Source organism: Albidovulum salinarum, assembly GCF_025673475.1.
Lineage (GTDB): Bacteria > Pseudomonadota > Alphaproteobacteria > Rhodobacterales > Rhodobacteraceae > Albidovulum > Albidovulum salinarum.
The window spans coordinates 367,489-382,443 of sequence record NZ_JAOVQO010000001.1 but is presented as its reverse complement, the minus strand read 5'-3'; the positions used below and the strand labels follow the sequence as shown (position 1 = coordinate 382,443).

12 protein-coding genes and 1 pseudogene are annotated in these 14,955 nt (G+C 60.9%); 2 read left to right on the top strand and 11 right to left on the bottom strand.

Translation table 11 applies throughout. The annotated features are described in order from the left end of the window. Positions 1-5 precede the first annotated feature (5 nt). From OEZ60_RS01850 to OEZ60_RS01820, 7 genes are all read right to left on the bottom strand, one after another. Positions 6-1,493: a serine hydrolase domain-containing protein gene (locus OEZ60_RS01850; RefSeq protein WP_263332630.1), complete on the bottom strand. Its 1,488-nt coding sequence runs from the start codon at positions 1,491-1,493 to the stop codon at positions 6-8. Between the two features lie 142 nt (positions 1,494-1,635). Beyond that, on the bottom strand, positions 1,636-2,634 hold the full coding sequence (bla, locus tag OEZ60_RS01845; RefSeq protein ID WP_263332628.1) for a class A beta-lactamase: 999 nt from the start codon (positions 2,632-2,634) through the stop codon (positions 1,636-1,638). Beyond that, on the bottom strand, positions 2,631-2,762 hold the full coding sequence (locus tag OEZ60_RS01840; RefSeq protein ID WP_256369785.1) for a hypothetical protein: 132 nt from the start codon (positions 2,760-2,762) through the stop codon (positions 2,631-2,633). Before OEZ60_RS01840 ends, bla begins: the two co-directional genes overlap by 4 nt. A gap of 31 nt (positions 2,763-2,793) precedes the next feature. Continuing rightward, the gene (locus OEZ60_RS01835) at positions 2,794-4,419 is read right to left on the bottom strand and encodes an amidohydrolase family protein (RefSeq protein ID WP_263332625.1); all 1,626 of its coding nucleotides are present in this window, start codon (positions 4,417-4,419) and stop codon (positions 2,794-2,796) included. 162 nt (positions 4,420-4,581) lie between these two features. After that, positions 4,582-5,247 (bottom strand): DUF3299 domain-containing protein, encoded by a 666-nt coding sequence (locus tag OEZ60_RS01830; protein ID WP_263332623.1) that lies wholly within the window; start codon positions 5,245-5,247, stop codon positions 4,582-4,584. A gap of 32 nt (positions 5,248-5,279) precedes the next feature. Beyond that, positions 5,280-6,911 (bottom strand): amidohydrolase family protein, encoded by a 1,632-nt coding sequence (locus tag OEZ60_RS01825; protein WP_263332622.1) that lies wholly within the window; start codon positions 6,909-6,911, stop codon positions 5,280-5,282. Positions 6,912-6,958: 47 nt separating this feature from the next. Beyond that, positions 6,959-8,482 carry an amidohydrolase family protein gene (locus OEZ60_RS01820; RefSeq protein ID WP_263332620.1) on the bottom strand — a complete coding sequence of 508 codons (1,524 nt, stop codon included), beginning with the start codon at positions 8,480-8,482 and terminating at the stop codon, positions 6,959-6,961. Positions 8,483-8,690: 208 nt separating this feature from the next. Between OEZ60_RS01820 and OEZ60_RS01815 the strand changes: the two genes are divergently transcribed. Next, entirely contained in the window at positions 8,691-9,758 is a 1,068-nt protein-coding gene (locus tag OEZ60_RS01815; protein WP_263332618.1) for an AraC family transcriptional regulator, read from the top strand. Positions 9,759-9,896: 138 nt separating this feature from the next. On the opposite strand, the gene OEZ60_RS01810 is transcribed toward OEZ60_RS01815, so the two are convergent. Beyond that, on the bottom strand, positions 9,897-10,919 hold the full coding sequence (locus tag OEZ60_RS01810; RefSeq protein ID WP_263332616.1) for a mechanosensitive ion channel family protein: 1,023 nt from the start codon (positions 10,917-10,919) through the stop codon (positions 9,897-9,899). A 202-nt stretch (positions 10,920-11,121) separates the two neighbouring features. Next, complete coding sequence (locus tag OEZ60_RS01805) at positions 11,122-12,384, bottom strand: alpha/beta hydrolase (RefSeq protein ID WP_263332614.1); 1,263 nt, start codon at positions 12,382-12,384, stop codon at positions 11,122-11,124. 211 nt (positions 12,385-12,595) lie between these two features. Here OEZ60_RS01805 and OEZ60_RS01800 point away from each other — a divergent pair, with 211 nt between their 5' ends. Next, a complete protein-coding gene (locus OEZ60_RS01800) occupies positions 12,596-13,303 on the top strand; it encodes an IS6 family transposase (protein WP_263332612.1) in 708 nt (235 codons plus the stop codon). On the opposite strand, the pseudogene OEZ60_RS01795 reads toward OEZ60_RS01800, so the two are convergent. Together OEZ60_RS01795 and OEZ60_RS01790 are read right to left on the bottom strand one after the other, a co-directional pair. Then, a pseudogene (locus OEZ60_RS01795) lies at positions 13,231-13,551 on the bottom strand (ATP-binding protein); the annotation flags it as partial. The gene OEZ60_RS01800 and the pseudogene OEZ60_RS01795 overlap by 73 nt on opposite strands. 206 nt (positions 13,552-13,757) lie before the next feature. Next, positions 13,758-14,884 (bottom strand): IS3 family transposase gene (locus OEZ60_RS01790; RefSeq protein WP_263332610.1). Its coding sequence is split into 2 segments (ribosomal slippage): positions 13,758-14,620 and positions 14,620-14,884, totalling 1,128 coding nucleotides; the frame shifts between segments, so codons are not numbered across the junction. Positions 14,885-14,955 lie beyond the last annotated feature (71 nt).

The following is a 14,955-nucleotide window of genomic DNA, read 5'->3' as shown; positions in this document are numbered from 1 at the left end:
GGCTCTTACTCAGCTGGTTTGTCGAACACAGACCCGGAGAGGTCGAATTCATCGACCGCCCCGTCGCCCCGAATGAAGATCCGGTGGTTGAACCGCACGAAGTTGAGTTCGCCAGACGGATCTTCGAGCAATTCGCCAAGGGATCCCTCGTTCGGGCCTTCGGTGATGATAAAATAGCCCTCGGCCGTGTTGGCCACATTGGCAGGCGCGGGGTCCGCTCCCTTGGTCAATGCGGAGAACTGGACAAACACATATTTGTCGCCCTCTTTCCGGATCTCGATGTTCTGGGAATTCCCCTTGAAGACGCCGACGAAGGGATCGAGCACAGACGGATCAACGCCCGCTGCGACCGGAGAGTCGGCCTCGATTCCCGTGAAGGCTTTGACCATTTCGTCCGCAATTTTACTGTAGGCTTCGACTCCGCGATCGCTGTGGACCATGATCACCACCGCAAAGTCGTGTTCCGGGATCAGCTTCAGAAAAGACCGCGTGCCGGGCCAATTCCCCCCGTGGAAGGGGCTGGTGACGCCGCCGTAGTCGTGGACGAACCACGTCAGTCCGGTAAACTCGCCGGCCGCAGCGTCGACTGCCGGAGCATGGGCATAGTCCAGCGCTTCCATGGATAGCAGCTGGTTCCCGGAGGCGTCCTTGCCGTCCAGCTGAAAGCGGGCGTATTTCAACATGTCGGTAACCGTAGACCGGATTCCGCCGGAGGCTGCGGACTCTCTTATCAACGGAATGTAGTACGGCTTGAGATCACTGATGCTGCCTTCCCCGTAGATCGGCGGATGACCCCATGCGTAGTTTTCAGCCGGCGGGGTGGCGTCGTAATTAAAGGACGACGAATCCATGCCGAGCGGAGTCAACAGGTTCTCTTCGATCAGGGTCTCGATCGGTTTTCCGCCGACATGCGACACCACATGGGTCGCGAAGGTGATGCTGGTGTTGTTGTACATCCAGGTTTGACCAAACGGATAGATCTGCTCGACGTAAGCCGCCTGGAGCATGACCTTCTCGCTGATCGACCCACCCGGAGGAACAGGAAGGAACCCATGGTCGCCATACCAGCCAGCGTGATGGTGGAACAGGTCGACGACCCGCGCTTTCGACGTCGCGTCGGGATCCGCGACCCTGAACCACGGCAGGATGTCGACGACACGCGCGTCCAAATCCAGATCGCCCCGTTCGGACAGCTGCAGGGCCAGAGTCGAAAGGAAGGTTTTTGTCACAGAGCCAATTTGGAACTGCGTATCAGTGGTAACGGGCTCTCCGGTGGTTACGTTCGTGACACCGAGTCCGGCGCCGTAGGCGTTGGGCCCATGGATGACCCCGATACCAAGTCCCGGGATGTTCAGTTCCTTGATCAGTTCAGCAGCTTCGGCGACGACCGCATCAAAGGTCGCCTGGCCCTCTTCCTGTGTCATGGTCTGCTGTGCGAGTGCCGGTGTGACGCACAGTAGCGACGAAACAAGCAGGGCAGGTAGTGGTTTCATTCGGTTCTTCACTGGGTTTTTCCTTTTCATTGGAGTCTTCGCCGGATGTCTCCTGGCGGGACAACGATGGCTCTTCCCGGAGGGTTCTGTCTTCGCAGTGCAGGATCGCACAGGCAGAGCCTGCACGGCGAAGTTTCCCCGTTTACTGCTTCGCCATCTGCCCAAGGTAGAAGTAGTCGTAGAGCGACCGGGCGACCTCTGCAATTGCCCGATCCCTGTCCGGCTCGGATGTCTCGCTGCTCTTGGTGAACACGGCGATTGCGAACCGACGACCGTCGGGGAGCGTGATATAGCCGACGTCATTGGCCACTCCCCCTATGGTTCCGGTCTTGTGCGCCACGGGCGTTCCCCTCGGCAGCAGCCCCTTGAGCCGGGCAGCGCCGGTGCGCGTGCGCGACATGACATCAATCAGGAAGTCGCGGCTCTCGGCGCTGATCGCCGTGCCGCTGTCGATGGCAAGCAGGAGTTGCAGCATCGCAAGCGGCGTTGCGTGGTCGCGGGGATCCGCCTCGAAGTCCAGATTGCGGTCACCCATGATCGTCAGGAGCTCCGGCCGGGTCACGAAGGCCTCGGTGGCGACTTTCATCGTGGCTGGTCCCGGCAGGCCATAGAATTCCCCGATGATCTCGCCTGTCGTCCGATCAACCCTGAAATCGGTGATCCCGAGCCTGCGCAGATTTTCGGTCACGGCCGCGGGCCCGCCGGCCAGCCCCATCAAGGTGTCGGTCGCCGTGTTGTCGCTCTCGGTGATCATGATCTCCATCAGGTTCGCCACCGAAAGCTGAAGCCCGGGATGCACGAATGTGTCGCTCAGCGCAGCGTCCCCGATCATCATCATGTCGGGTGTGATGTCGACCATCTGGTCGAGGCTGAGTTCCCCCCTGTCCACGCGGTCCATTATCGCAGTGGCGATCGCAACCTTGTAGGTGCTGGCCATGGCGAAGGTCTCATCGCCATTGAACGCGATGACGTCGTCGCCGCCGATTTCCTGCGCCGCGAAGCCGATGCGCCCGGCAAGCCCCGTCGCGACCCGCTCGATCGCGGCCCCAACGGACTGCCCGTCGGATGTCTGGGCGTATGCCGGGGCGAAGGTCGCCGCCGCGGAAACCGCAAGGGCCATGATGGTGTTGCGAAGTTTCATTTCAGATATCTCCTGTCGGTGAGATCGATTTCAGGATTGTCCCGTTCGGAATTGAGAACCCGGAAAGCGCAGCCTGCGCGCAAGACCCGGGCGAAGGGCAGCCAGGAGTCGGAGATCAAGAACAGCATGATCCCGTCTCCTCGCCTGGATGTGTCGCGATCAGTTGCCACCGTCCGCGGGGAGGGCGGTGAAGTCACTGGGCATCCCGGTCGAGAATTCGGCATTCCACGCTTCTACCGAGACCGGCACGAAGCGCGGCGTGTCTTCGGGGTCAAACCGGATCGGCTGACCGGCGAAAACAGGAAGCACCTTGTCGTCACGCAACGCGACCTGACCGTTGACGATCACGGCCTTCATGCCCGTCGAAGGGACGGCACCCTTCTCGTAGGTCGAATTGTCTGTGAAGGTTTCGGGGTCAAAGACCACGATATCGGCGACCATGCCGGTCTGGATGCGACCGCGTTCCTGCATCGCCTTCAGGCCCGTATCCCCCAGATGCTTGGCCGCGTTATAGCTGAGGATCGAGATCAGCTGCATCATCGGGATGTTGTGTTCCCGACCGAAACGGATCGTGATGCCCCGGGTGCCCGCCGCGCGGGGGTGGGTGTTGCCGAGCTGGTCCAGCGGGATATCCCACGGGCCGAAATACGGTTCGGGCGGAAGCGCGTCGCTGGCCACGGTGACGCCCTTCAGCGTCAGCCATTTCGGCGCATCTTCGGCGGGCATCTTGAACACGACGATCGGCTTGGTCGGATTGGCGGCCATGTCGGTCTTGAACGTCTCCAGGGTGTAGTACTCGTTCGTGACCGGATCCAGCACTGTATCCTCATAGCGGTTGCCCAACTGCTCGACCCAGCTGTCCGGCTGCAGGAACGACGCATTCAACGTGGTGGACCCCGCAGCGTAGGGATAGATTTCACCCCAGATGTTGTGGCCCTGTTCCTGAAGCCCAACAATCATTTGCTGGGCAAGCCGCCAGCCGGGGTTGTTGAAGTGAAGAACGATCGCCGGGGCACCCAGCGCCAGGGCATTGGCGACGAGTTCCTGCGCACCGTTGTTCTCGGTCGTGTCGGTGCCAAGCGTGTAGCGTGTATGTGCGCCAGTCGGGCGGCCATAACGGGCACCGACCTTCTGCACCTCGAACATCTCGCGGGAAGAGACGCCCTCCCGCATATAGCCCACGGTGCTGCCAATGCCGGGTGCACCCGCCTGCAGACCCTTGTCGATCTCTTCGAGAATCGCGTTGCCCTGTTCCAGGGTCGGGCGCGTCACGCTCCAGCCCGATTTCTTGCGGGTTTCCAAAGCGGCAATGGGACCGTTTACCAGGAAATCGCCCTCTGCCCCGTCGAGCACCACCGCGCGGGCCAGTTCGTGGCTGACCGCGCAGCCATAATTGGCGTGGGACACACCGGCACGCGCCTCGTACCAGGCGGCGACATAGGATCCCGCACAGCCTGCCTCGAAATCCATGCTGCTGGTCAACCCGTCGCGCAAGCCGACCCGGTAGCCGATTGGCGTCTGCCAATGAAAATGGGTGTCGATGAAACCCGGCGCCACGATATGGCCGGTCGCATCCACCGTCTCGGCACCGGTCAGCGCGTCCTTGGTGATCGCGACAATCCGGCCATCCTTGATACCGACATTGGCGATGTCGTCATACAGGGTTTCAGGGTCCATGACCCTGCCGTTGTTGATCACCAGATCATAGTCTTGAGCCAAAGCCGGAACGGCACAGATGACACTCATCAAGAGGGTCCCGGCCAGGAGATGTCTTTGCTTCTTCATTGGTGTCTCCGCTTGGATTTTACTTCTATTCATTGCATTGGCACGAGGCTAGCGACCATCTTGAATGCACCATCAGATATTGGCCTTCCGGCACAGAGGCGGCGCAGCCCGGCGCCGCCACAAGCTGTCTCGATACTGGGGAAAGGTCCGACCATTCCCACCTCAACCCTCTGGCAACTCGACGGTTTCGGCGTCGAGGGTCCAGCCGCTCAGCATGCGCGACATTCCATCGAGGACGAATATGGTCTCATCGCTTGGCTCGACGCGCAGCAGCCCCGACACCCGAACCGGCAGATACAAGGATTCTACCTGCTGATCCGCGCGTAGTCTGACCCTGACGAGTTGGTTTGGCGGTGGCGGCGGAAGGTGGCTGCACATTCCGACCTGCGGCACCAGATAGCCGAACCCTCTGCCATCCGCGTCTGGTGGTGCAGGGATGATATAGCCCGAGATCGAGACCTCGACGCCGTCGAAAATGGGGTTCGTGGCCATGCGGGCGATCTGCCGCTTCCTGGCGACATCCCAGCGCTGCTCAAGCAAGGCACCAATATCGTGACCGCTCGCCTCGAGCTTTTCCTGAGCAGCAGCGCGGCGGGCTTCCAGACGCGTGCGTGTCTCCTCGTCAAGATCAGTGCCGGCGAGCTTCTCGTCCGACTGGACCAACACTTTCAACTCGTTCAGCATCTCGACCCCCATGGCTGCATAGGGGTCTTCAAAGGCAACGGCGAATGGGTCGGCAAGATCCTGAAACTCGATCGCCTCCGGTTCTGCCGATGCTTGTGTGGCGGCCAATAAGGCCGCCACGAAGACGGAAGTCAAAAACCGCATGGTCGCGACTCCTAGCTTGTATGTGATCACGATCAGTTGCCACCATCCACGGAGAAGGCCCCCGAGAAGTCGCTGGGCATCCCGGTCGAGAATTCGGCATTCCACGCTTCCAGCGAGACCGGCACGAAGCGCGGCTTGTCTTCGGGTTCAAACTGGATCGGCTGACCGGCGAAGACAGGAAGCAGCACATCGTCCCGCACGGTAACCTGACCGTTGACGATCACGGCTTTCATGCCCGTCGAAGGGATGGCACCCTGCTCATAGGTGGAATTGTCCGTGAAGGTTTCGGGGTCAAAGACCACGATATCGGCGACCATCCCGGTCTGGATGCGACCGCGTTCCTGCATCGCCTTCAGGCCGGTATCGCCCAGATGCTTGGCGGCGTTGTAGCTCAGGATCGACATCAGCTGCATCATCGGGATGTTGTTTTCCCGACCGAGTCGGATCGTGGCTCCTCGGGATCCGGCGGTTCGGGGGTGTGTGCCGCCCAGCTGGTCCATCGGGAAATCCCACGGGGCGTCGTACGGCTGTGCACCAACCCCATCGCTGGCCATGGTCACGCCCTTCAGCGTCAGCCATTTTGCCTGGTCTTCGGCGGGCATCTTGAATACGACGACCGGCCTGGTCGGTTCGGATGCGATGGTCGCCTTGTAGGTCTCGAGGGTATAGTACTCATTCGTGACCGGATCCAGAATGGTTTCCTCATAGCGGTTGCCCAGATCGTCGACCCAGCTTTGGGGCTCCAGAAACTCCGCATTGATCGTGGTGGAGCCTGCAGCATAGGGATAGATTTCCCCCCAGATGTTGAAGCCCCTTTCCTGCAACCCTGAAATCAATTCGTGTGTCACGCGCCAGCCGGGGTTGTTGAAGTGCAGGACAATCGCAGGCGCGCCGAGCGCGATTGCGTTTGCGATCAGTTCCTGCGCGCCGTTGACCTCGGTCGTGTCGTTGCCAAGCGTATAGCGTGTATGTGAGCCAGTCGGGCGGCCATAGCGTGCGCCAACCTTCTGCACCTCGAACAACTCGCGGGAAGAGATGCCCGCTCTCATATAGCCCGTGGTGCTGCCAATGCCGGGTGCGCCCGCCATCAGACCCTTGTCAATCTCTTCGAGAATCGCGTTGCCCTGTTCCAGGGTCGGGCGCGTCACGCTCCAGCCTGCTTTCGCCCGAGTTGTGTAAGCGGCTACGGGGCCGTTTATCAGGTACTCGGCGCCGTCTGACCCGTCGAGCACCATCGCCCGGGCGAATTCGTGGCTGACCGCGCAGCCATAGTTGGCCTGGGTCACACCCGCACGCGCCTCATACCAGGCGGCGACATAGGATCCCGCACAGCCCATCTCGAAATCCATGCTGCTGGTCAACCCGTCGCGCAACCCGAGGGAATAACCGATCGGCATCTGAAAGTGGAAATGCGTGTCGATGAAGCCCGGCGCCACGATATGGCCGGTCGCATCAATGGTCTCGGCACCCGTCAGCGGGTCCTTGCTGATCGCAACGATGCGCCCGTCCTTCACGCCGACATTGGCGATGTCGTCGAACAGCGTTTCCGGGTCGATGACCCGGCCGTTGTTGATCACCAGATCATAGTCTTGCGCGAAGGCCGCTGAAACGGTCAGCAGCCCGGCAATAAGTGTTGTTGTCAAAATGGTTGTTTTGGCTTTCATGGAGTGTTTCTCATCCACAGGTTGTTTTCTATCAGTTTGGAAGAGTTTCAGTTCACCACCGCATTACGGATCGCCCTGCCATTGGGAGCGTCCAGCACCAGCTCGCCATCGCGCACCGAGAAGCCGCCGTTCACGATCACGGTTTGCACGCCCACGGTCGGTTGATTGGCGTTCTCGAAGGTGGCCAGGTCGGCCACCGTGGCGGGATCGAAGACGACGATATCAGCGTCCATGCCCACTTGAAGCCGACCCTTGGTGCGCATTTGCGGCACGCTGTCTTCCAGCGTCTGTGCAGGCAGAAGCGACATCTTGCGGATCGCTTCGGAAAGCGACAATACCCCGCGTTCGCGCACATAGGACCGCAGGATCTTGGTATACGTGCCTGTTGACCGCGGATGGCTGAACACATTGTCGGGCAACGGCCATTCATCGCCTTCGTATAGCAGAATGTTGCCGTTTTCATCGAAATAGGACCAGAGCACGGAATCCGAGGCGATCGCTGTCGCGGGATTCGTCACCGAAACGTCCAGCAGCGACAGGGCCGCGGGATCGGACTCGTCCAGGAAATGCCAGACGATGAAGGTGCCGGGCTTGTTGGCCTGATAATCGGCAAGTTCATCCTCGGTCATCCGATCCGCGCCAAGCTGGAAGTTGTTGGCGGTCGAGTCCATCCGGTCGCGCCAGTCCGGGCCGCTGAACATGGCCGCGCCGACCACGGTGCTGGCTGCGCCGTAGGGATAGGCCTCGGTCGTGACGTTGATGCCCTGGGCCTGCGCCTTTTCCACCAGCGCCATCGTGGCCTTGATGTCCGACAGCGAGGTCGAATTGATGTGGCACAGATGCATGTGCGCACCTGTGATGGCGGCGAGGCTGATCAGCTCCTGGATCGCCTCAAACGAGCTTTGCGGCTCGGTGTTGCTGGCATACCGCACATGGGTATAGGTCGGGACATTGTATTTCTTGGCCAGTTCGGCCAGCGCGTAATACTCTTTGTGTCCAAAACCCGGCGCATAGCCGGCGTTGACGCCGATACCGAGCGCACCGTCCTTGAGGCCCTGTTCGAGCAGAGACATGATGCGCTCGGATTGTTCCGCGCTGGCGATGTCCTGCTTCCAGTCGGTGCGGCCCTGGGCATCCGTGAAAAACGCCGCCGTGGCCAATGGATCGGTATCGCTGAAGGTCGCAATCCGGCTGTGGGTCCAGCCTGCGGACGCGCCATAGTTCATCGGCAGTTTCTTCGTGGCCTGATCCTCATACCAGTCGCTGACCGGCACAATGCCGGATTCAAGCTCCAGCGCCGTGGTGACGCCCTGGATCACCTGCATCCGGTAGTCGCCGATGTTCTGGCCATGGGAATGCAGGTCGATGAAGCCCGGCGACACGACGTGGCCCGTGGCGTCGATCACCACATCACCCTCCAGCGGAAATTCACTGATCGCCACGATCTTGTCGCCCTCAATGGCGACGTTGCGAATGGCATCGAGACCGGTTTCGGGGTCGATCACCCGCCCGCCGGTGATGACGATGTCATTCGCCAGCACGGCCGAAGTCGACAACAGCAGAGCCACCATCGTGGCGGCTCCCAAGGTCCTTGTTCGCAGCATTTTCAGGCTCCCGCGCTTGCAGAGCTCACGAGCGCCGAGTACTCGTCGCCAGAATCTCTTCGTGCCTGGCCTGAGAGCTACCATGCCCGTGAGGTCAGGTCTTTGCATCTCATGCCAACGGTGGCACAATCCGGTCGCCCGGGGTTAACCCCTGAAAGATGAGGGAAGAGTCCGGATGAGCAAGCGATCTGCCCCGAAATTTACCCGAGCAATGTTGGTTTTGTTCCCGCTCGCCAAGGCATTCGCCTTGCGCGGCGGCGATATCGAAGCGTTGCTTGCCCGCAACGGGATTCCGCTCGTCGCGCTGAGCGATCCTTCGATGCTGGTTGAGGCGAGCGCCTGTTATGCTGCCATGGAGGACATGGCCGAAACCCTCGGCGACCCGTATTTCGGCGCAACGGTGGCGATCGAAACCGCCAGGAAGGGGACCCCCGGGCTCCGGGAGGCGGCGAGCCGTGCGCTCACCTTGGGAGATTTCCTCTCCCGGGTGGTGGTGGAAGTTTCGAAGCAAGTTGATAATGTACGGTATTCCGTATTCGTTTCGCACGACGTTGCAAGCTTGGAGATTCAGCGCACGATCAATGTGTCGAAGCCATCAAGACAGTTGGATGCAGTCGGCGTCGCCTTCTACGTGACCGTGATCAGACAGGGTATCGGTGGCACTTTTGACCCCAATGACATCGTCGTCACTGTGCCGACCACCGCAGGTCTTCCGCCGGGGTTTCTGCCGAAACAGGCGTTTATCACATCCGGGATCAACGGCTTGCGGATTTCGTTTCCGCCGCAATGGCTTTGGGCGCCATTCGCGCTGGACTGGGACCTGGTGGAAGCGCCACGAGGGGAATTCGCGCCCAGCGGCGCCAGCGAAGCAACCCTTTCCTATTTTCGCAGCGTGCTTGCGGATAACATCGCTCACCAAGATCTGAATCTTGATGTATTTGCCGCAATCTGTGGCCTGCATCCACGTCGTGTACAGCGCTTCTTACAGGCAACGGGCACCTCCTTCAGCCAGATGAAGGACGACGTGCGCCAGAGCGTCAGCGAAGACCTCCTGTCGAACACAGCGCTACCCATCTCGCAAATCGCCCTTCAGGTAGGCCTCTCCGGCCCGGCCGCCCTCGACAGGGCATTCAGGCGATGGACCGGCAAGACGCCGACAGGATTTCGGGCCGAATCCGAATCGGATCAGGATGCCCAAGTTGTGGATAACGGATCCGGGTCCAGTACCGGCAACGAACCGTAAAAGACGAGCCCAAACGCAGTGATGCACCGATCGTACCCTTCATGGCACTTAGCCCTCCGGCCCTCTAGCCCACCCGGACTTTCGCATCAGGTGGAGGATATCCGGGGGGTCACAGAAGCAGCGAACGGCGCCACGGCATCAAGGACGACTTTCAGAGCGCTTGCGCTCGAACCTTATATCCTGAACCTCGGCCGTTACCTGCAAGCCCGCCTCGCTTAAAGCCTTGTGAATGTTTGAAAAAAGCTCTTCGCGCCCGGCAAAGCTCGCCATGTAGCCGTCAAAGTGCACCCAAAGCGAATAGCGGTAGGGGAGTGACGAAGCGTCGGCCAGCCGGATCACGGGGGCCGGACGTGAGAGGAGCGCCTCACATTTCCGGGCCGCCTCCTCGAGAAGGGACTTCACGCGCTCCGGGTCCTCGTCACCGGAAACAAGGATTGTAAAGGTGTCCGCGTAAAGCTCACCAGGCTTCGGAAGAACCCGCAGGGTTTGACGTGCCAGCTGCGCATTCGGAACAAGGAAGATCGCTCGATCCCAGCCCCGAAGATGCGTCGCCCGCCAATCCATGTCGATAACCTCAGCGACGCTACCGTCCTCCAGCATCACCCAATCGCGGCGTCGGAAAGGGCGCTCGATGCCGAGTGCTACCCCTGCGACGACGTCTGTTAGCGTTTGCCGCAGCGCGAAGGCGAGGACCGCGGCAAACCCGCCAGTGACCACCGTCAGCCGTGGAAAATCGTTTGCGGCGAAGAAGACGAGCAGGCCTGCCAGGAGACAGACCCCATACAGAAAGGTACGGGAAAGCCGCGAGAGGCCATCGCCGTGCCCACGGTGCGCCCGTGAGACGGCCGCCGCCTCCACGAGCCTCCCCACGCTGAAGGAAACGGCAAGATACATGGCCAGCCTGACCAGCACACCCGGCTGGGCCAGCGCTTGATCCGGCACGAGGGCGTCGCGCAGGGCCTCGGCTGCTGTTCCAAGACTCCAGGCACCCGCCAGCACCAACGCAACCTCGATGATCGCCCTCGTAAACGGGTACTTCACCAAGACTCCATGCAGCGTGCGAAGACGGACAGAGAGGGCCCAAAGAGCGAACGCGACGATGGGCAATGCCACTTTCAGGAGGGTTTCGCCCGTCAGGGATGCCAAGGTCGTGTCAGCCAAGAGGATACCTCCATTCAATGGGAGGGCGACGCCCGTTCAACCTCACCTCGATCCGAGTTCGGTCCGGGTGAGCGTCGTCGTTTCCGGCAATCCAGGTCAACCAAGGGATCGTCTAGCGGATGGCCCTGTACGGACGGCGTCACCCCAGTTGCAATGGAATTCAAAACTCCCGATCGCCGCAAGGGCTCTCTGGAACGTCCGCTCACTCGATGATCTCAAGGGCGCCGCCGGCCCCGATGACAATCGCTTCGCCCAGCAATGTCGGGTTGCTGGCGGCATAGCTGTCCCCGACCAAAATACGCGTGCCGAGCAGTTGTACGACTTCGGGCGCATCGGAGAATTTGGTGTGATGGATCGAACTTGTGTCCCTCACCTGGCTCAGGTCGATGACGTTTACACCGAGTCGGGTCAATCGATCCGCGTCGATATTGCCAACCCTCGGGCGGCGGGCGAGAAATCCCGATAGGCGAAGTGCCTGGTCATCATCGGAAATGAGGACAAAGAACCGGCGCTTCTCTGGCGGTATGGAACTGACCTGTGCGGCAAACAATTCGTAGTCGATGTCGGGCGCCGCCAGAATGACATTTGCGAGCTTGCCGGTGGAATCGTAGACGTTCTGTTGGCTCCCACCCCGGATCGCTTCCATGGCTAGAAAGTTGCCCATGGAATGGGCCACGATGTCTATGGAGTCGAAAGATGACCGCCCCAGCGTGCTGGCAACCTCCGAAATCGCATCGCGGGCGATCAGGGCGCTGTTGATGTCGTAGACATAGCTGGTGAGGCGACCGTCGGAGGCCCATGAAAACAGCAGTGGAACACCATCATATCCGGTATCCTCGACGAATTGTGCGAGAAGCAGGGCAGCATCGGTCAAGGTCGAGTTGAATCCATGCACCCAGATCAACAGCTTGCGTTCGCCGCGCGGCCTTGTCCTGACGACCACCTCAGCCTCCGAGAGCAAACCCTTTCCGTCGAAAGTTTGCGGATTCGAAATGACGAAGTGCTTGTCGGGATCGGGTGGCAGGCTGCGCGGCCGTTCCACTTGACCGATCACGTGGTTCGGCGGGATCTGCACATCTACAGTCGCGAAGCTCAATTTCGCGCTGCGCTGCCCCGAGAAGAAGACCCCCGCCTCCGACGACGGGGCGCGTGTCGTTGCGATGAAGATCCTGTGCGTACGGAGCGATGCGTCCGGCCCTGCGCCCTGCATATCGGGCCCGACAGCGATCAGATGTCTCGGGGCCGAACATGCGCCTGCCGTTCCCGCCAGCAGAAATCCCATCACCGCACGCCGAGTAAGATCGAACCGCGGCTGGACCACGCCGGCATCTCGTCCGCGCGTCTTGTTCTGTCCTGTCACGGGCCCGACCTCGATGTTTCTCTCCAAGCGATCGGAAGCTGCAACCGCCTTGGCAAGATAAGTGCGTGCAGCCACTCGTGACTTGTCGTGGAAGATATCATCCAAGACGTGCCCGGGCACTCGCGCCGGTGTCATAGCATGGCGTTCAACGGCTTGGGAAGGGGCTGTTCAGGCCGATGAGATTGGGCCTTGGCAACGGAAGCGTGCGTTCTTTGGCAGCGCGGTTGGGGGGCTCCGGCCGTTCACCAGCAAAATCGTCGGCGGTGTCAGAGGAACCTGGCTTGCGGCGAGGCAGGGCGCCGACTAGCGTCGCTTGATGTCGAAACCTGACCCGTTCAAATACTTCAAGACGAGCCGCGAGATCATCCGCCTGGCGGTGATGATGTACGTGCGCTTCCCGCTCTCGCTCCGTAACGTCGAGGACCTGCTGCACGAGCGTGGCATCGACGTCAGCCATGAATCGGTCCGGTTCTGGTGGCAGCGTTTCGGACCGATGTTCGCCGCCGAGATCCGCAAGAAACGTGCCGAGTGCTTGCGTTCTGGGCCGCAGTGGCAATGGCATCTCGACGAGATGTTTGTGAAGATCAACGGCGAGCGGCACTACCTCTGGCGGGCCGTCGATCATGAGGGCGAGGTTCTCGAGAGCTTCGTGACTAAGACGCGGGACAAGAAGGCGGCATTGAAATTCCTCAAGAAATCAATGAAGCGCTACGGTCGCCCGCACATTTTCGTCACCGACAAGCTGCGCTCCTATAGCGCCGCATTGAAGGAGGTCGGTGCGGCCGACCGCCAGGCAACTGGTCGCTGGCTCAACAATCGGGCGGAGAATTCGCACCTGCCATTCCGACGACGAGAAAGGGCGATGCAGCGGTTTCGGAGGATGCGAAGTCTGCAGATGTTCGCCGCCGTCCACGCCTCGGTCGTCAATCATTTCAGTCAGGAACGCCACCTCTATTCGCGGCAAAACTTCAAGCTCAACCGCGCCGCCGCTCTCGCCGAGTGGCGCGGCCTCGGCGCGTCATAAGGGACAGCGATCCTGCCCTTGTGGAGACGGGTTCGAATTGGTCTGACACCACAGTCGCCGTTCATCTCGAGGATGTGGACATGGTGGGTCAGCCGGTCGAGTAGCGCGCCGGTGAGCCGCTCGGATCCGAAGACCTCGGTCCATTCGTCGAACGGCAGGTTCGATGTGATGATGATCGAGCCGCGTTCGTAGCGCTGCGAGATGATCTCGAAAAGGAGCTCGGCGCCGGTCTTGGAGACCCGGACCCAACAAGCGCGGGGGCCGCGGGAGACGCCGGACTGTGGGCCGGATCGAGCGCGGCGGTGGGGATGGCGGCGAACCCGCTCGGAGCCCACCAGGCCGGCTCGAGTTTTCGCCGGCTGCGCGGTCGCGCCTGCGGCTGCGTTCAACTCGGGGCGTGTCGGAGGTTGGGGCCACCCCTGCCCCGCCCCACCTGAGTGGTCCGTTTTGAGTGTTAGTGCATGATCGGCCTTTGGTCTATCGGGACGATGGTTTCAGGAGCCGGCGGACGGTAGCCCAGAGCACTGTGTGGTCGCTTCGTGTTGTAGTGCCTCCTCCATTGTTCGATCAGAATCTGCGCTTCTCGCAGGCTGTAGAAGATCTCCCCGTTGAGCAGCTCGTCGCGGAACCTGGCGTTGAAGCTTTCGCAGTATCCGTTCTCCCAAGGTGATCCTGGTTCGATGTAGGCCGGCCGGGCGCCGACGGCGGCAATCCAGTCCCGGACCGCCTGGGCTACGAACTCAGGACCGTTGTCGGACCGGATGTAGGCGGGCGCCCCGCGGAGAATGAACAGATCGCTGAGTGCATCGATCACGCTGGTGGCGTTGAGCCTGCGGTCGACCTTGATCGCCAGGCATTCCCGGCTGAACTCGTCGAGGATGTTCAACGTCCGGAATGCCTTGCCGTCGTCGGTCCGGCAATGCACGAAGTCGTAGCTCCAGACGTGGTTCCGATACTCAGGTCGCAACCGGACGCAAGACCCGTCGTTCAGCCAGAGCCTTCCCTTTCTCGGTTGTTTCATTGGCACCTTCAGCCCCTCCCGCCGCCATAGACGTTCGACGCGCTTGTCGTTCACCTGCCAACCTGCGTCTCTCAGCAGGGCTGCGATCCGGCGGTAGCCGTAGCGGCCGTACTGGCGGGCCAGCTCGATCATGTCGACGACCAGCCATTCCTCGTCGGCACGGCCGCGCGGCAGCTTGCGCTGTGTCGAGCGATGCTGGCGAAGAACCCGACACGCCCGACGTTCCGAGACGCCCAGATCTTCGCGGACAAGCTCGATGCAGGCACGACGGCGGGCGGGGCTCAGAAGTTTCCCCTTGCGGCCTCGGTCAGGATCAGCTTGTCGAGCGTCAGATCCGACACTGCCTTCCTGAGCCGTTCGTTCTCTTTCTGCAGCCGTTTGAGTTCCTTCAGTTGGTCGGTTCCCATACCGCCATACTGCTTGCGCCAGCGATAGTAGGTCTGCTCGGTAATGCGTACCTCGCGGATCGCGTCCACACGCGCCATCCCCTGTCCGACAAGCACCTCAACCTGCCGCAGCTTCGTGACAATCTCTTCCGGCTTGTGCCGCTTCGTAGCCATTCTGATCCTCCGTTTTCCTAAACATAACGGCGGACCACTTCATTGGGGGAGGATCACGGCGCTTCAACCGT

Excerpts from the sequence above, each read along its gene's own strand:
- OEZ60_RS01800 (WP_263332612.1), top strand. The coding sequence starts at position 12,596 with ATGTCGAAACCTGACCCGTTCAAATACTTCAAGACGAGCCGCGAGATC.
- OEZ60_RS01825 (WP_263332622.1), bottom strand. The coding sequence starts at position 6,911 with ATGAAAGCCAAAACAACCATTTTGACAACAACACTTATTGCCGGGCTG.
- OEZ60_RS01815 (WP_263332618.1), top strand. The coding sequence starts at position 8,691 with ATGAGCAAGCGATCTGCCCCGAAATTTACCCGAGCAATGTTGGTTTTG.
- OEZ60_RS01820 (WP_263332620.1), bottom strand. The coding sequence starts at position 8,482 with ATGGTGGCTCTGCTGTTGTCGACTTCGGCCGTGCTGGCGAATGACATC.
- OEZ60_RS01830 (WP_263332623.1), bottom strand. The coding sequence starts at position 5,247 with ATGCGGTTTTTGACTTCCGTCTTCGTGGCGGCCTTATTGGCCGCCACA.
- OEZ60_RS01835 (WP_263332625.1), bottom strand. The coding sequence starts at position 4,419 with ATGAAGAAGCAAAGACATCTCCTGGCCGGGACCCTCTTGATGAGTGTC.
- bla (WP_263332628.1), bottom strand. The coding sequence starts at position 2,634 with ATGAAACTTCGCAACACCATCATGGCCCTTGCGGTTTCCGCGGCGGCG.
- OEZ60_RS01850 (WP_263332630.1), bottom strand. The coding sequence starts at position 1,493 with ATGAAACCACTACCTGCCCTGCTTGTTTCGTCGCTACTGTGCGTCACA.
- OEZ60_RS01840 (WP_256369785.1), bottom strand. The coding sequence starts at position 2,762 with ATGCTGTTCTTGATCTCCGACTCCTGGCTGCCCTTCGCCCGGGTCTTG.